Origin of the sequence: Streptomyces sp. NPDC017993 (assembly GCF_044328065.1) — a bacterium.
GTDB lineage: Bacteria > Actinomycetota > Actinomycetes > Streptomycetales > Streptomycetaceae > Streptomyces.
Window position 1 is genome coordinate 309,977 of the sequence record NZ_JBIRGO010000003.1, and the last position, 16,036, is coordinate 326,012.

Sequence of the window (16,036 nt, forward strand, 5' to 3'; positions counted from 1 at the left end):
GGTTCCTGGCGGCAGCGATCGCGAGTCGATCGTGGGTCGTTGCCGGGGAACGCAACGCCTCGCCGCCGGCCGGGGCGCGTGGACCCGCGGCCGGCCCGGCTCCGACGGATCCCCGAGGGGCTTCGGTCGAGCGGCGAGGCCGTTTAAAGCGATTTAATTTCTGGTACTATCTACTCGTTTCGAGAGCGTGTCAAGGGCGTTGCGCAAGGAGATCTGGCCGGGAGGCAGAAGTGGACGAGGTCGGGTCCGAGCGTCGCCGGAACGGCACGAAGCGTCCGCGGCTGGAGGACGTGGCGGCCCGCGTGGGTGTGTCCACCGCCTCCGTCTCCCTGGTGCTGCGGGGGGTGTCCGGCCCCAGTGAGCGCACCCGGCAGCGGGTCCTGAAGGCGGCCGCCGACCTCGGATACCAGGTGGATCGCACCGCAAGCATGCTGGCCAGCAGGCGCACCCGGCTGCTCGGCGTCATGGTCGACGTCCACAGTCCGTACCACGCCGAACTGGTCGAGCACCTGCACACGGCCGCCGAGGAGGTCGGCTACGACCTGGTCCTCAGCACCCAGACCCGCACCCGCGACGAGCACACCGCCGTCGAGACGCTGCTGGCCTTCCGCAGCGAGGCCCTGATCCTGCTCGGCCCGACCGCACCCGCCGACGCGCTCGCAGCCCTCGACCGCAAGGCTCCCGTCATCGTCGTAGGCCGCCGGATCGCGGACGGGGAGCTGGATGTGGTCCGCAGCGCGGACGACGAAGGGGTCGGCAAGATCGTCGACCACCTGGTGGCGCTGGGGCACCGTGCCATCGCGCACGTCGACGGCGGCAAGGGCGTGATCGCCACGGACCGGCGCCGCGGGTACCGCACCGCCATGCGCCGGCACGGCCTGGACGCGCACCTCAGGATTCTGCGCGGTGACAACACCGAGGCGGCCGGCGAACGCGCCGCCCACCACCTCCTCGACTCCGGCGACCTGCCGACCGCCGTCGTCGCCTTCAATGACCAGTGCGCCATCGGCGTCCTGGCCGCCCTCGCGCGCGCCGGCGTCGCCGTCCCCGGTGAGGTGTCCGTGGCCGGCTACGACGACGACACCCTCTCCCGGTTGAGCTGCTTCAGCCTGACCACGGTCAGTCAGGGAGCCGCGGAGCAGGCCCGGTACGCGGTGGCCGCCGCCGTGGAACGCCTCGATCAAGGCCGCACCGACCCCCGCGAGGTCGTCCTGACCCCCCACCTCGTCGTACGCGCCACCGTGGCCGAGCCCCGCTGATCCACTCGGCCCGTACGGAACCCGGCGGGGCGGGACCCGGAGCATCAGCGGGGACCGGAGCGGCGATGTCCGGAGAAGTCCCACGGGCGCCGCCGCCCCCGCTCAATTGCACTTCGTTGCACGTCAGTTGGGGGTGGCGGCCTAACGCGATCAGATGTCCCGGAAGATCTCGATCTGCGCGCCGATCGAGTTCAGTCGCTCCGCCAGGTCCTCGTAACCCCGGTTGATGACATAGACGTTGCGCAGGACCGACGTGCCCTCGGCGGCCATCATGGCCAGCAGGACGACGACGGCCGGGCGCAGGGCCGGGGGGCACATCATTTCCGAGGAGCGCCAGCGGGTCGGGCCGTCGACCAGGACGCGGTGCGGGTCGAGGAGTTTGACCTGCGCGCCGAGGCGGTTGAGGTCGGTGAGGTAGATGGCGCGGTTGTCGTAGACCCAGTCGTGGATGAGGGTCTGGCCCTGGGCGCTGGCCGCGATGGCCGCGAAGAAGGGGACATTGTCGATGTTGAGGCCCGGGAAGGGCATCGGGTGGACCTTGTCCAGCGGGGCCTGGAGCTTGGAGGGCCGGACCGTCAGGTCGATCAGCCGGGTGCGGCCGTTGTCGGCGGCGTACTCCGCGCTGCGTTCGTGGTCCAGGCCCATCTCGTCCAGGACGGCCAGCTCGATCTCCAGGAACTCCACCGGGACCCGGCGGATCGTCAGTTCCGACTCGGTGACAACTGCCGCCGCCAGCAGGCTCATCGCCTCGACCGGGTCCTCGGACGGCGCGTAGTCGACGTCGCGGTCGATGTGCGCGACGCCGTGGACGGTGAGCGTGGTGGTGCCGATGCCGTCGACCCGGACGCCCAGCTCCTCCAGGAAGAAGCACAGGTCCTGGACCATGTAGTTGGAGGAGGCGTTGCGGATGACCGTGACGCCGTCGTTCCGGGCTGCCGCCAGCAGGGCGTTCTCGGTGACGGTGTCGCCGCGCTCGGTCAGCACGATCGCGCGCTTGGGGGAGACGCTGCGGTCGACCTGGCCGAGGTAGGTGCCATCGGTCGCGGTGATCTCCAGACCGAAGTGCCGCAGGGCCGTCATGTGCGGCGTGACGGTGCGGGTGCCGAGGTCGCAACCGCCCGCGTACGGCAGCTTGAAGTGGTCCATCCGGTGCAGCAGCGGGCCGAGGAACATGATGACGCTGCGGGTGCGGCGGGCCGCCTCGGTGTCCATCGTGTCGAGGTTCAACTCGGCCGGGGGGATGATCTCCAGATCGTTGCCGTCGTTGATCCACCGCGTCCGGACGCCGATGCTGCCGAGCACTTCGAGGATGCGGTAGACCTCCTCGATCCGGGCCACCCGGCGCAGAGTTGTCCGGCCGGCGTTGAGGAGGGTCGCGCAAAGCAGCGCCACGCAGGCGTTCTTGCTCGTCTTGACGGCGATGCTGCCGGACAGTCGTCGCCCGCCGACCACGCGCAGATGCATCGGGCCGGCGTAGCCGAGCGAAACGATCTCGCTGTCCAGGGCTTCGCCGATGCGCGCGATCATCTCAAGGCTGATGTTCTGATTCCCGCGTTCGATGCGGTTCACCGCACTCTGACTGGTGCCGAGCGCCTCGGCCAGCTGCGTCTGTGTCCAGCCGCGATGCTGCCTGGCGTCGCGGATGAGCCTGCCGATGCGTACGAGGTAGTCGTCTGCCATAACTCGACCGTATCTCAGATATGAGATGAATACGTGGAGGCGGCGGTCCTGTGCGTCGTCGCGTGGCTGCCCTGTACGCGTCGGTTTGCGTGATCGCTGCCGGTGGTCCGGCTGTCGTCGGGCACGACGGCGTGCGCGCCCTCCGGTGGCCACCTGTCACCAGGCTCGAACTGCACACGTTCGGCCGTATCCCGCCCGGAGAGGCAGGCGTCTCCCACTCCGGCGTGAGCCGGACGGGCCTGCGGCCCTCTCACGCACGGCAGTTACATTGAGCGGCGTGATCACTCGCCCTTCCCGTCAGGGAGCCTCTTCGCGCGACGGTGCCTCCTCCCGTGAGGGAGCCCCCTGCGGTGACGGAGTCTCCTCGCGCCCCCGTGCTCTCGCCCTGACCGCCGTCCCGGTCGCGGCGCTGCTGGCCGTCGCGGGGCTCGCGCCGCTTCCGTACTCCCTCGCCCGGCCGGGCCAGAGCACGAATGTGCTGGGGGAGTATCAGGGCGAGGACGTCATCTCCCTCACCGGCGCTCCGGCGCGTGAGACCAGCGGTCAGCTGCGGATGACGGCGATCGTCGCGACCGCGCCGCGCACCGAGATCCGCCTGGGTGAGGTGATCGACGGGTGGTTCCGTACGGACCGTGCGGTGATGCCCAGGGACGCGGTCTTCCCGCCCGGCAAAACCGACGCGGAGATAGCCGAGCACAACACCGCCGAGATGAAGGACTCCCAGCACACCGCGACGACGGCCGCGCTCGGGTATCTGGGCGAGGACCCGGACCGGGTGAAGGTGAGGCTGAGCCTCGCCGATGTGGGCGGGCCGAGCGCCGGGTTGCTCTTCTCGCTCGGCATCGTCGACAAGCTGGACGGTGACGGCGACGGCGGCGAGCTGACCGGCGGCCGCACGATAGCCGGCACCGGGACCATCGACGCGAAGGGGACGGTGGGAGCCGTCGGCGGGGTGGCGCTGAAAACCCAGGCCGCCAAGCGGGACGGTGCGACCGTCTTCCTTCTCCCGAAGGCGGAGTGCGAGAGGACGCAGAACGCCCCGGACGGGCTGCGGCTGATACCCGTCACGAGCCTGAAGAGCGCCGTGCAGGCGCTGACCGCCCTGAACAAGGGCGGCGCGGTCCCGAGCTGCTGACGTGGGTGATTGACCCGAGCCGGCGGCCGCCGTAGCCCGCCGACCGCCCCTGGCCACGCGCCCCTCGTGCCCCGTACGCGGGGCGCGCCCCCTCGCGCCCCGCGTACGGCCACGGTCCGTCCTCAGCCGTCGAGCCGGCTCACATCGAGCCGCTTGAGGCGTGCCGGGTCGGCGAGGATGTTGATCTCGACGACCTTGCCGCCCACGACGGTGAAGGCCATGACCGAGAGCAGCTCCCCCTCCCGGAACGTGACGAGCCCCGGGGCGCCGTTGACCAACGCGGGGCGGGCGAGCAGGGCGGCCTTGGAGAAGGTGAGCGCCTGAGCCACCACCGACCGTGCCCCGCGGACGAGTTTCGACAGGCTCGGCATCGCCTCGCCGCTGTCGGCCCGCAGCACCACATCCGGGTCGAGGACCGCGAGCAGTGCGTCGAAATCGCCCTGGCGCGAGGCGGCGAGGAAGGCGTCGACCACCTTCCGCTGCCGGGCGAGGTCGGTGTCCGGCGCCGGCGCGGCGCCCTGGACCCGGCGTCGTGCGCGGCTGGCGAGCTGCCGGGCCGAGGCCGGAGTCCGTTCGACGATCGGGGCGATCTCGTCGAACGGGACGGCGAACATGTCGTGCAGGACGAAGGCGAGCCGCTCGGCGGGAGCCAAGGTGTCGAGCACGACGAGCAGCGCGAGGCCCACCGAGTCGGCCAGCACGGCCTCCTGCTCGGGATCGATGCCGTCCGCGCGGCTGACGACCGGCTCGGGCACATGGGTCTCCAGCGGATCCTCACGCAGCGTCCTGCGGGTGCGCAGCTGGTCCAGACAGATCCGCCCGGCGACGGTCGTCAGCCAGCCGCCCAGATTCTCGACCCCGTCGACACCGGACCGTTCGGTCCGCAGCCAGGTTTCCTGGACGGCGTCCTCGGCCTCGCTCAGCGATCCGAGCATCCGGTAGGCCACCGCTGTCAGATGGGGACGGTGCTCCTCGAAGCGCTCCGCCAACCGGTCACGTTCGTCCATCGCTGCCATTCCTCCGTAGCGGTCCGTCACGGACGTGACGGACCCGGCCCAGGCCGTGTGACATGAAGATACGCAGAGGTCCGCGCCCCCGCCCGCCCTATGGACGGATGCCGGGGGCTTCGGAGCCGAGGGGACGAAGCGGTCGTCGGCGGGTCTCTGCGGCATATTCCCTGCCCGCGGGGGTGGGGGCGCCGACTCCCGGAGAAAGAGGCCAGGCCAGGGCATGACCTCGGCGCGGTGATGTACTAGAGTTATCTCGACATCGAGATATCTACGGAGAGGCGTACCGCTGCCGCGCCAGTAAGGCGTACCTAACTTAGGCACACCTTAGCGGATGGGCAAGGGCCTGTGACGGCAGGATTGCGGTGGTACGCGCGAATTTCATGCATGAAGGAGACTGTCGTGTCGGCGAACAGCTTCGACGCCCGCAGCACGCTGCAGGTGGGCGACGAGTCGTACGAGATCTTCAAGCTGGACAAGGTCGAGGGCTCCGCCCGTCTTCCGTACAGCTTGAAGGTGCTGCTGGAGAACCTGCTCCGTACCGAGGACGGCGCGAACATCACCGCCGACCACATCCGGGCCCTCGGCGGCTGGGACTCCCAGGCCCAGCCCAGCCAGGAGATCCAGTTCACGCCGGCCCGCGTGATCATGCAGGACTTCACCGGCGTGCCCTGTGTCGTGGACCTGGCCACCATGCGCGAGGCCGTCAAGGAGCTCGGCGGCGACGCGGCGAAGATCAACCCGCTCGCCCCGGCCGAGCTGGTCATCGACCACTCCGTCATCGCCGACAAGTTCGGCACCAATGACGCGTTCGCGCAGAACGTCGAGCTGGAGTACGGCCGCAACAAGGAGCGCTACCAGTTCCTGCGCTGGGGCCAGACCGCCTTCGACGAGTTCAAGGTCGTCCCCCCGGGCACCGGCATCGTCCACCAGGTCAACATCGAGCACCTGGCCCGCACGGTCATGGTCCGAGGCGGCCAGGCCTACCCCGACACCCTCGTCGGCACCGACTCGCACACCACCATGGTCAACGGCCTCGGTGTGCTGGGCTGGGGCGTCGGCGGCATCGAGGCCGAGGCCGCGATGCTCGGCCAGCCGGTCTCGATGCTCATCCCGCGCGTCGTCGGCTTCAAGCTGACCGGTGAGCTCAAGCCCGGCACCACCGCCACCGACCTCGTGCTGACCATCACCGAGATGCTGCGCAAGCACGGTGTCGTCGGCAAGTTCGTGGAGTTCTACGGTGAGGGCGTCGCCGCCACCTCGCTCGCCAACCGTGCCACCATCGGCAACATGTCGCCGGAGTTCGGCTCCACCGCCGCGATCTTCCCGATCGACGACGAGACCCTGAACTACCTCAAGCTCACCGGCCGCTCCGAGCAGCAGGTCGCGCTCGTCGAGGCGTACGCCAAGGAGCAGGGCCTCTGGCTCGACCCGGCCGCCGAGCCCGACTTCTCCGAGAAGCTGGAGCTGGACCTCTCGACGGTCGTCCCGTCGATCGCCGGCCCGAAGCGCCCGCAGGACCGCATCGTCCTCGCGAACGCCGCGCAGCAGTTCGCCGTCGACGTCCGCAACTACGTCGCCGACGACGAGGAGGCCGGCAAGGAGTCCTTCCCGGCGTCCGACGCCCCGGCTTCCACCAACGGCATCCCGACGAACCCGGTCACCGTCACCGCCCCCGACGGCTCGACCTACCAGATCGACCACGGCGCCGTGACCGTCGCCGCGATCACCTCCTGCACCAACACCTCGAACCCGTACGTCATGGTCGCCGCCGCGCTGGTGGCCAAGAAGGCGGTCGAGAAGGGCCTGACCCGCAAGCCGTGGGTCAAGACCACGCTCGCCCCGGGCTCCAAGGTCGTCACCGACTACTTCGACCGTGCGGGTCTGACCCCGTACCTCGACAAGGTCGGCTTCAACCTCGTCGGCTACGGCTGCACCACCTGCATCGGCAACTCCGGCCCGCTGCCCGACGAGGTCTCCAAGGCGGTCAACGACCACGACCTGGCCGTCACCTCGGTGCTCTCCGGCAACCGCAACTTCGAGGGCCGGATCAACCCCGACGTCAAGATGAACTACCTCGCCTCCCCGCCGCTGGTCGTCGCGTACGCCATCGCCGGTTCGATGAAGGTGGACATCACCAAGGACGCGCTCGGCATCGACCAGGACGGCAAGCCCGTCCACCTCGAGGACATCTGGCCCTCCGAGGCCGAGGTCAACGAGGTCGTCGCCTCCGCGATCGGCCAGGACATGTTCTCCTCGTCCTACCAGGACGTCTTCGCCGGTGACGCCCAGTGGCAGGCGCTGCCGATCCCCACCGGCAACACCTTCGAGTGGGACAACGAGTCCACCTACGTGCGCAAGCCCCCGTACTTCGAGGGCATGACGATGGAGACGACCCCGGTCGAGGACATCGCGGGCGCCCGGGTGCTGGCCAAGCTGGGCGACTCGGTCACCACCGACCACATCTCCCCGGCCGGTGCGATCAAGGCCGACACCCCCGCCGGCAAGTACCTCACCGAGCACGGTGTGGAGCGTCGCGACTTCAACTCCTACGGCTCGCGCCGTGGTAACCACGAGGTCATGATCCGCGGCACCTTCGCCAACATCCGCCTGCGCAACCAGATCGCGTCGGGCACCGAGGGCGGCTACACCCGCGACTTCACCCAGGACGGCGGGCCGGTCTCCTTCATCTACGACGCGTCGCAGAACTACCAGGCCGCCGGCACCCCGCTGGTCATCCTGGCCGGCAAGGAGTACGGCTCCGGCTCGTCCCGCGACTGGGCGGCCAAGGGCACCGCGCTGCTCGGCGTCAAGGCCGTCATCGCCGAGTCCTACGAGCGCATCCACCGCTCGAACCTCATCGGCATGGGCGTCCTGCCGCTGCAGTTCCCGGAGGGCGCCTCGGCCGAGTCGCTCGGTCTGACCGGCGAGGAGACCTTCTCGGTCACCGGCGTCACCGGCCTGAACGACGGCGGCATCCCCGAGACCGTCAAGGTCACCGCGGGCGACGTCGAGTTCGACGCCAAGCTGCGCATCGACACCCCCGGCGAGGCGGACTACTACCGCAACGGCGGCATCCTGCAGTACGTGCTCCGGTCGCTGATCAACAGCTGAGTGGGCCTCCGCAGGGACTGACCTGCGACTGAAGGGCCGCACCCCGGACACCGGGGTGCGGCCCTTGCGCGTACCGGAGGCCGGGCGGCCTTCAGAACATCAGGCGGTAACTGCCGAAGCTCCCGCGCAGCTTCACGGGCTTGGCGTATGGGGCGGCTGCCTTGCCGGTGCCCTTGCAGAAGGAGAGGCTCCGTCGGCGGCGCGGGTCGGCGGGTCGGCGGTGGACTGTCGGCGAAGGCCGTGCCCGTGCTCGTGCCCGCGCTCGTGCCCGCCCGGGCGGCGACGAGCACCGCGGTCGCGAGCCGGGTCCGTAAGCGCCCGCGCGTATGGCGAGGGGTGAAGTCCCTATGTCTCCAAGCATTCGGACAAGAGACGTGACGCGCCCCCATGGGGGACGCGTCACGTGATCATCCGAAGGTTGCGCAGTGCCCGTGTACCTCGGGGCGATTCATGACGCCCCGAGCAGCTCCACCTCCGCCAGCGTGGCCTTCCCGGCGGGCACCAGCCGGTAGTGCCGGTACTCGCCCGGCCGGTCGACTGCGAAGACCCGGGTCTGGTGATCCCAGGTGAAGGACTCGCCCGCCCGCCGGTCGAGGGCCTGCCAGTTGTGGCCGTCGTCGGAGCCCTCCAGCACCCAGCCGGAGGGCGCGGCAGCCCGGTCCGCCGACGTGAGGGTGTAGGACGTCACCCTGGTCGCCTCGGGCAGATCGACCGGGGCATCGGTGAGCGCCGCGGAGGTGTCCGAGGTGTTGTCGAAGAGCGGACCGCCGCCCGTGCCGGTCACATCGCCTGGCGGGGAGGGAACCTCGTCGTCCTTGCTGACGGAAGACGGGGCGGCGTTCTTCCCGCTGCCCCAGGCGGACGGCTCGGCGCCCATCGCGAAGTCGAGGGTGCCGCCACGGGCCAGCAGGTCGTGCGGCAGGGCGGTGGAGTTCCACGCCTTGCCGTTCACCCGCAGCCCCTGGACATAGACGTTGCGGGCGCTGTTGCGGGGTGCCTTGATGACGAGGTCGCGACCGTTCTCCAGGTGGACGGTGGCCTTGGTGAACAGCGGGGATCCCACCGCGTATTCGCCTCCGCCCATGACCAGCGGATAGAAGCCGAGCGAGCTGAAGACGTACCACGCGGACATCTCGCCGTTGTCCTCGTCGCCCGGATACCCCTGGCCGATCTCACTGCCGAGGTAGAGCCGGGACATCACCTCGCGGACCTTCTCCTGCGTCTTCCACGGCTGCCCGGCCGCGTCGTAGGTGTAGGCGATGTGGTGCGAGGGCTGGTTGCTGTGCCCGTACATGCCCATCCGGGTGTCGCGGGCCTCGGTCATCTCATGGATGACATCACCGTAGGAGCCGGCGAATTCCTTGGACGCGGTCTCCGGCGTGGAGAAGTACGTGTCCAGCTTCTTGGCCAGGCCGGCCCGCCCGCCGTAGAGGTTGGCCAGGCCGCGGGTGTCCTGCGGCGCGGTGAAGGCGAAACTCCAGGCGTTGGTCTCGGTGTAGTCGTGGCCCCAGACCCGCGGGTCGAATTTGTCCGCCGGCAGGCGCCAGTTGCCCTTGCCGTCCTTGCCCTGGAAGAAGCCGACCTTGTCGTCGAAGAGCTTGACGTAGTTCTGCGCGCGGCCGAGGAAGTAGGCGGACTCCTCCTTGTAGCGCGGCTTCTTGGTCTTCTCGTACAGGGCCTTGCCCATGCGGGAGATGCCGAAGTCGTTGAGGTACCCCTCAAGTGCCCAGGACGCGCCCTCCCGGGTGTCGGTGCTCGTGTAGCCGAGGAAGGGCGAGGTGTTCATTCCCTTGCGGCCGACGCCCGGATTCGACGGTGCGACGGTCGCGTTCTTGACGGCCGCCTCGTACGCCGCCTCGGCGTCGAAGCGCACCCCCTTGGCGTACGCGTCCGCGAAGGCCACATCGGAACTGGTCCCGGTCATCAGGTCCGCGTACCCGGGGGAGGACCAGCGCGAGATCCAGCCGCCGTCCTTGTACTGCTGCACGAACCCGTCGACCATCTTTCCGGCCCGCTTCGGGGTGAGCAGTGAATAGGCCGGCCAGGTCGTGCGATACGTGTCCCAGAAGCCGTTGTTGACGTAGACCTCACCGTCGACGATCTTCGAGCCGGTGTGCGTCGGGGTGTCCTGGCCGACCTGCGGCGAGAACGGGCTGGCGTAGCGGGTACGCGAACCCACTCGCTCGGCACCGGAGTTGGGGTAGAGATAGAGCCGGTAGAGGTTGGAGTAGAGAGTGGTGAGCTGGTCGCGGCTCGCCCCCTCGACCTCGATACGGCCCAGGATGTCGTCCCACTGCGCCCGCGCTCCGTCCCGGACGCCGGTGAAGGACGCACCGGCGGGGATCTCGCGGGCCAGGTTCGCCTTCGCCTGGTCCACCCCGATCAGCGAGGTGGCGATGCGCATGGTCACGGTCCGGTCCGCGCCCGGTGCGAAGCGCAGGTAGCCGGTGACGTCCTTGCCTCCGCCGCCGTCGAGCCTGCCGCCCTTGGTGACCGGCGCGTCGAAGACGCCGTAGACGAAGAGCCGGGTGGCGCCGGTGGACAGGCCGCTCTTGACGTCGGAGAAACCGGTGACGACGCCCCGCTCGGTGTCCAGGCTCAGCCCGCCCTTGTTGTTGACGTTGTCGAAGATCAGGCTCGCGTCGTCGCCGGGGAAGGTGAAGCGCATCATCGCGGCGTGATCGGTCGGGGTGATCTCCGTCTTGAGGCCGTTGTCGAAGGTCACGCCGTAGTAGTGCGGCTTCGCGGTCTCGTTGGCGTGGTGGAAGGGCAGCGCGCGGGCGGTACGCGAGGCGTCCGGGGTGCCCGTCGCGGCGGACGGCATGACCTGGAAGGTCTGCCGGTCGCCCATCCACGGGCTCGGCTCATGGCTGGCGCTGAAGGCCTGCAGGGTGGGCAGGTTGTCGGCGTTGTTCTTCCGCGCGTATTCGTAGAGCCAGTCGGAGGAGCCCGCGTTGGTCACCGGCGTCCAGAAGTTGAAGCCGTTGGGCACGGCGGTCGCCGGGAAGGTGTTGCCGCGCGAGAAGCTGCCGCTGGACAGCGTGCCGCGGGTGGTCCGGGCGTAGTCCGACAGGTGCGCGAGCGGCTTCTCCGGGGCCTTGGCGGCGAGGGAGACATCGTCGACCCAGCCCCGGAAGGCGGGCGCGGTCGGCGGGGCCTCGGCCGCGTCGTAGGCGACCAGGATCCGGTCGACGGTCTTGCCGGCCGCGACGGAGCCGATCCGCGACTCCCGGTTGTTCCACTGGTTGACGTACAGCGTCTTCGAAGCGGCCTGGCCCTGGGGCGTCAGCGGGGCGCCGTGCTGGTCGACCGCGCGCAGATCGCTGAGATACGTGCCGTCGGTGAAGGCGAGATCGACGGCGACATGGGTCGCGGGGTAGTCGGCGTCGCTGGCGCGCATCTCAGGGAAGAGCTTGTAGGAGAGGGAAGTGGCCGCGGTGACATGGGTGTTGACGTCAAAGATCTTGTTGTACGCATAGCCGCGCCGGTCCGCGGTGTGCGTGCCGGCGTAGCGCAGCGCATGGCCGCCGGAGAAGCCGGCGTTCGCCTTGGCAGTGGGGGATTCGGCGGGGCCGGTGTCGGTCCTGGTGGTCATGCCGGGGGCCGCGGGAGTGGTCTCCGGGCTGACGCCGGAGGCCCGTGGCGTGCCGTCGGGGCCGGTCTCCGCGGTGTCGGTCCAGTCCGGGCGGGGGTCGCCGGACTCGAAGGAGGAGCTGAACCCGTCCGTTCCGCGCGGGGTTTGCGGGGGTGCGGCCCCCGCCGGGCCGTGCACGGTGAGGACGAGCAGGGTGGCCGCCGCGAGGGCGGCGGGGCGGGCGATCCGCCGCAGTGGACTGTGCCGGTGTCTGAGCCGCACGCGTGCCCTCTCAACGAGATTGACATCGTTGTCAGTTGCGTATTGCAGAGATAAGTAAGGTGCGTGGGAAGTTTGGTGTCAAGGGTGGCGCTGCGATTCGTGGGTCGGACATGCGCTCGCGTGGTCGGGCGGAGTCGAGCGCCGCGCGATCCGCCGCATGTCGGGGAGGTCTCAACTAGGGAAAGACTCCCGTCCAACCCTGCATTTGATCTTGCCCCTTCGACCGGAAGTGGACTATACCTGTCGGCGTCCGACCGGCCGTGGGAACGCGGCCGCGGATCCGGGGGGAACTGCGGGGGGACGGATGATTTCCCCGCATATCTCTAGCGCGCCCGGTGCACATCCCGTACAACTCAGCTTCATCTGACCCGCGGTGCCGGGGTGGCTCCGGTACACCGCCTGAGTCCTGAAGAAGGCGAGGACTTGAGCATGGGATCCACCTCAGAATTCAACCGTCGTGATCTGGTCAAGCGGGCCGCCGCCCTGGGAATCGTCGCCGTACCGGCGATGAGCGCGCTTTCCGCGTGTGCCACCGGAGGTGGTGGAGGCGGCGAAACCGACGGGACCAAGAACAAGGGCGCGACATCCGCCAAGAACCCCCTCGGTGCGAAAAAGGGCGCCGCGCTGGAAGCGTTCATCTTCAAGGGCGGGCTGGGCGACCAATACGCCAAGGACGCCGAGGCCGACTACAACAAGACGTACGGCGTCACCATCAAGCACACCGGCACCCAGCAGGTCGGCCCGAAGCTCCAGCCGCGCTTCGCCGGCGGAAATCCGCCGGATCTCATCGACAACTCCGGCTCCGACCACCTGGACATGAACAAGCTGTCCTCCCAGGGCCAGTTGCAGGATCTGGCGCCGCTGCTCGACGCCCCGTCGCTGGACGACCCGAAGAAGAAGGTCCGCGACCTGCTCTACCCGAGCACCCTGGAAAAGGGCAAGCACAAGGACACCTTCGATGTCCTCTATTACGCGTTCACCGTGTACGGAACGTGGTATTCCAGCAAGCTCCTCAAGGACAAGGGCTGGGAATACCCCACCTCGTTCGACGACATGATCAAGCTCTGCGCCGAGATCAAGAAGTCGGGGATCGCGCCCTGGACCTACCCGGGCAAGTATCCGTACTACGTGCACTTCAACGTCTTTCCCCAGATCGCCAAGATCGGCGGACTGGACAAGTGGATCGCGATCGACAACCTGGAGCCCAAGGCCTGGACGTCGAACGACGCCGTCAAGCAGGTCATCGAGCACTATGAGGAGCTGGCTGCCAAGGGCTACTTCCTCCAGGGCAGCCAGGGCCTGACGCACATTCAGTCGCAGACCGCCTGGACGCGGGGCAAGGCCGCCTTCATCCCCAACGGCTCCTGGGTGGAGAACGAGTCCGCGCCGACCACGCCGGACGGGTTCCAGATGGCCGTCGGCCCGCTCTTCGACGGCGGCAGCGGCGACAAGATGCCGCACGGCACGCTGCGAGCCGAACCCAGCGAGCCGTTCATCGTGGCCAAGGGGGGAAAGAACCCGATCGGCGGCATGGAACTGCTGCGCATTCTGCTGTCCGAGAAGCACGCACAGAACTTCGCCACGAAGGTCAAGTCCCTCACCTCGGTCCAGGGTGCGACCGATGGGATGAAACTCTCGCCGGGTCTGTCCTCCGCGGCCCAGGCGGTGAAGGACGGTGGCGAGAATCTGCTGATGATTCAGCTTCAGGAGTGGTATCCCAAGCTGACCGACGAGAAGCTGGGCGGTCTCACCAGTCAGCTGCTGACCGGTGACATGAAGGCCGCGGAGTGGATCAAGAAGGCTCAGCAGTACGCGGACGAATTCGCCAAGGACGACTCCGTCACCAAGTTCCACCGCGGTTCCTGACCACGCACCACCGCTGACGAGGGAGGGCCGGGGAGCGCAATGCAACACGGCAAGTACCGATTCATCGTGGGGTTCCTGGCCCTGCCTCTGCTGATCTACGCGATCTTTGTGATCTCACCGTTCGTCCAGGCGTTCCAGATCTCGACGACGGAGTGGAGCGGCCTGCGGGGCGCCGCCGAGAGCATCGGCCTGGACAATTACGACAAGCTGTTGCACAGCGACGAGTTCTGGAACGCGCTCCGGCACAACGTCGTCATGCTCGTGCTGGTGCCGATCGCCACGCTCGCCCTGGGGCTCTTCTTCGCCTTCATGCTCAACGTCGGCGGCCGGGCCCGGCGCGGCGCCCTCATCACCGGCGTACGCGGAGCGGCCTTCTACAAATTCGTCTACTTCTTCCCCCAGGTCATCTCGATCACCATCATCTCGGTGATCTGGTTCAACATCTACAATCCGGATCCGCACGACGGCATGCTCAACTCGCTGCTCGGATCCGTCGGTCTCGATTCCCTCCAGAGCTCCTGGCTGGGCGAGCGGAGCATCGCACTCGCCTGCATCATGGTCGTGATGGTCTGGGCGAATGTCGGCTTCTATGTCGTGCTGTTCTCCGCCGCCATGGCCTCCATTCCACGGGAGATCTACGAAGCCTCGCTGCTGGACGGCGCCAACCGCTTCCACACCTTCTTCCGGATCACCCTGCCGCTGCTGTGGGACACCGTGCAGACGGGCTGGGTCTACATGGGCATCATCGCCATGGACGCCTTCGCCCTGGTGCAGATCATGTCGGTCAACATGGGCGGCCCGGACGGCGCGACGGACGTCGTCCCGCTCCGGCTGTACCAAACCGCTTTCCGCGACAGCCAGTTCGGCTACGCGGCGGCCATGGGTGTCGCCATGCTCGTCGTGACGCTGCTGTTCGCCGTGCTCACGATGCGCTTCGCGCGGCGTGAGCGGATCGAGTTCTAGGGGGACGGGCGCATGACGACGGAAACCGATGCGGTCGAGAAGCTGCCGGCCCTCACCGGCCGGCGGTTGGACGAGCACCGACGCGCCAAGAGGTCGCGCAGGCGCGCCGAGGGCGGCGCGCTGAACGTCTTCTCGCACGGCATGCTGATCGTGTGGGCGCTGATGGTGGGCCTGCCCCTGGTCTGGGTGCTGTGGAGCTCCTTCAAGAGCAGCGGCGACATCCTCACCACCCCCTGGTCGCTGCCGGACACCCTGCACTTCGAGAACTGGGCCAACGCCTGGAACAAGGCCAAGATCGGCAGCTTCTTCGTCAACACCCTGATCGTGGTGGGTGGTTCGGTCATCGGGACGATGGTGCTCGGCTCGATGGCGGGCTACGTCCTGGCGCGGTTCGAGTTCCCGGGCAACAGGTTCATCTACTACCTGTTCGTGGCCGGTATGTCCTTCCCGGTGTTCATGCTGGTCATCCCGCTGTTCTTCGTGATGCGGGACTTCCCCGGGGTGCCGCTGCTGGCGACGTACCAGGGCCTGATCATGGTCTACATCGCCTACTCGCTGCCCTTCACGGTGTTCTTCATGACGTCCTTCTTCCGCACCCTGCCGACGTCGGTGGCGGAGGCGGCCATGATCGACGGCGCCTCGCACGTCCGGACGTTCTTCCAGGTGATGCTCCCGATGGCCAAGCCCGGCCTGATCAGCATCGGGATCTTCAACTTCCTGGGGCAGTGGAATCAGTACCTGCTGCCGATGGTCCTCAACCAGGACGAGGACAAGTACGTACTGACCCAGGGCCTGGCGAACATCGCCCTGCAACAGGGCTACGAGGGCGACTGGGGCGGTCTGATGGCCGGCATGATGATCGCGATGCTGCCGGTGCTCATCGTGTACTTCATCTTCCAGCGACAGGTGCAGGCCGGTCTGACGGCCGGCGCGCTGAAGTAGGACCCACGCCGGTGGGACGGCGATTTCACGCCACCAGGGCGGTTCCGCTACGGCGGGACCGCCCTGCGGCGCGTCCGCGCACGCCCGCTCACGCTCCGTGCAAGGGGTGTACAGGACCGGGCAGAGCCGTACCGCAGGGCTCACATATGAGCTGGCTTCCGATCATGCTTCGCTCAACACCTTGACGAGACTTCCGTGCTGGCGTTCTGCTTAG

General features: G+C 68.3%; 9 protein-coding genes. 6 read left to right on the forward strand and 3 right to left on the reverse strand.

All coding sequences use genetic code 11. The annotated features are described in order from the left end of the window. Positions 1-230: 230 nt before the first annotated feature. Entirely contained in the window at positions 231-1,259 is a 1,029-nt protein-coding gene (locus ACH4FH_RS06525) for a LacI family DNA-binding transcriptional regulator (RefSeq protein ID WP_398554611.1), read from the forward strand. A 150-nt stretch (positions 1,260-1,409) separates the two neighbouring features. Here ACH4FH_RS06525 and ACH4FH_RS06530 read toward each other — a convergent pair whose 3' ends face one another. Further along, on the reverse strand, positions 1,410-2,939 hold the full coding sequence (locus tag ACH4FH_RS06530) for a helix-turn-helix domain-containing protein (protein WP_398554612.1): 1,530 nt from the start codon (positions 2,937-2,939) through the stop codon (positions 1,410-1,412). A gap of 385 nt (positions 2,940-3,324) precedes the next feature. Here ACH4FH_RS06530 and ACH4FH_RS06535 point away from each other — a divergent pair, with 385 nt between their 5' ends. Then, positions 3,325-4,074 (forward strand): S16 family serine protease, encoded by a 750-nt coding sequence (locus ACH4FH_RS06535; RefSeq protein ID WP_398554789.1) that lies wholly within the window; start codon positions 3,325-3,327, stop codon positions 4,072-4,074. Positions 4,075-4,196: 122 nt separating this feature from the next. Here ACH4FH_RS06535 and sigJ read toward each other — a convergent pair whose 3' ends face one another. Next, positions 4,197-5,081: an RNA polymerase sigma factor SigJ gene (sigJ, locus tag ACH4FH_RS06540; protein WP_398554613.1), complete on the reverse strand. Its 885-nt coding sequence runs from the start codon at positions 5,079-5,081 to the stop codon at positions 4,197-4,199. A 402-nt stretch (positions 5,082-5,483) separates the two neighbouring features. Here sigJ and acnA point away from each other — a divergent pair, with 402 nt between their 5' ends. Beyond that, complete coding sequence (gene acnA / locus ACH4FH_RS06545; protein WP_398554614.1) at positions 5,484-8,195, forward strand: aconitate hydratase AcnA; 2,712 nt, start codon at positions 5,484-5,486, stop codon at positions 8,193-8,195. A 448-nt stretch (positions 8,196-8,643) separates the two neighbouring features. On the opposite strand, the gene ACH4FH_RS06550 is transcribed toward acnA, so the two are convergent. Next, entirely contained in the window at positions 8,644-12,051 is a 3,408-nt protein-coding gene (locus ACH4FH_RS06550; RefSeq protein ID WP_398554615.1) for a GH92 family glycosyl hydrolase, read from the reverse strand. Positions 12,052-12,480: 429 nt separating this feature from the next. On the opposite strand from ACH4FH_RS06550, the gene ngcE reads away from it, so the two are divergent. The 3 genes from ngcE to ACH4FH_RS06565 are packed head-to-tail and all read left to right on the forward strand — an operon-like array spanning position 12,481 to position 15,822. Continuing rightward, positions 12,481-13,917 (forward strand): N-acetylglucosamine/diacetylchitobiose ABC transporter substrate-binding protein, encoded by a 1,437-nt coding sequence (gene ngcE, locus ACH4FH_RS06555; RefSeq protein WP_398554616.1) that lies wholly within the window; start codon positions 12,481-12,483, stop codon positions 13,915-13,917. A 39-nt stretch (positions 13,918-13,956) separates the two neighbouring features. Then, positions 13,957-14,880 (forward strand): carbohydrate ABC transporter permease, encoded by a 924-nt coding sequence (locus ACH4FH_RS06560; protein WP_398554617.1) that lies wholly within the window; start codon positions 13,957-13,959, stop codon positions 14,878-14,880. A gap of 12 nt (positions 14,881-14,892) precedes the next feature. Further along, on the forward strand, positions 14,893-15,822 hold the full coding sequence (locus tag ACH4FH_RS06565; RefSeq protein ID WP_398554618.1) for a carbohydrate ABC transporter permease: 930 nt from the start codon (positions 14,893-14,895) through the stop codon (positions 15,820-15,822). Positions 15,823-16,036: the final 214 nt, after the last annotated feature.

Bases quoted from the DNA above. Each gene is read 5' to 3' on its own strand.
- ACH4FH_RS06530 (WP_398554612.1), bottom strand. From the start codon at position 2,939: ATGGCAGACGACTACCTCGTACGCATCGGCAGGCTCATCCGCGACGCC.
- sigJ (WP_398554613.1), bottom strand. From the start codon at position 5,081: ATGGACGAACGTGACCGGTTGGCGGAGCGCTTCGAGGAGCACCGTCCC.
- ngcE (WP_398554616.1), top strand. From the start codon at position 12,481: ATGGGATCCACCTCAGAATTCAACCGTCGTGATCTGGTCAAGCGGGCC.
- ACH4FH_RS06560 (WP_398554617.1), top strand. From the start codon at position 13,957: ATGCAACACGGCAAGTACCGATTCATCGTGGGGTTCCTGGCCCTGCCT.
- ACH4FH_RS06565 (WP_398554618.1), top strand. From the start codon at position 14,893: ATGACGACGGAAACCGATGCGGTCGAGAAGCTGCCGGCCCTCACCGGC.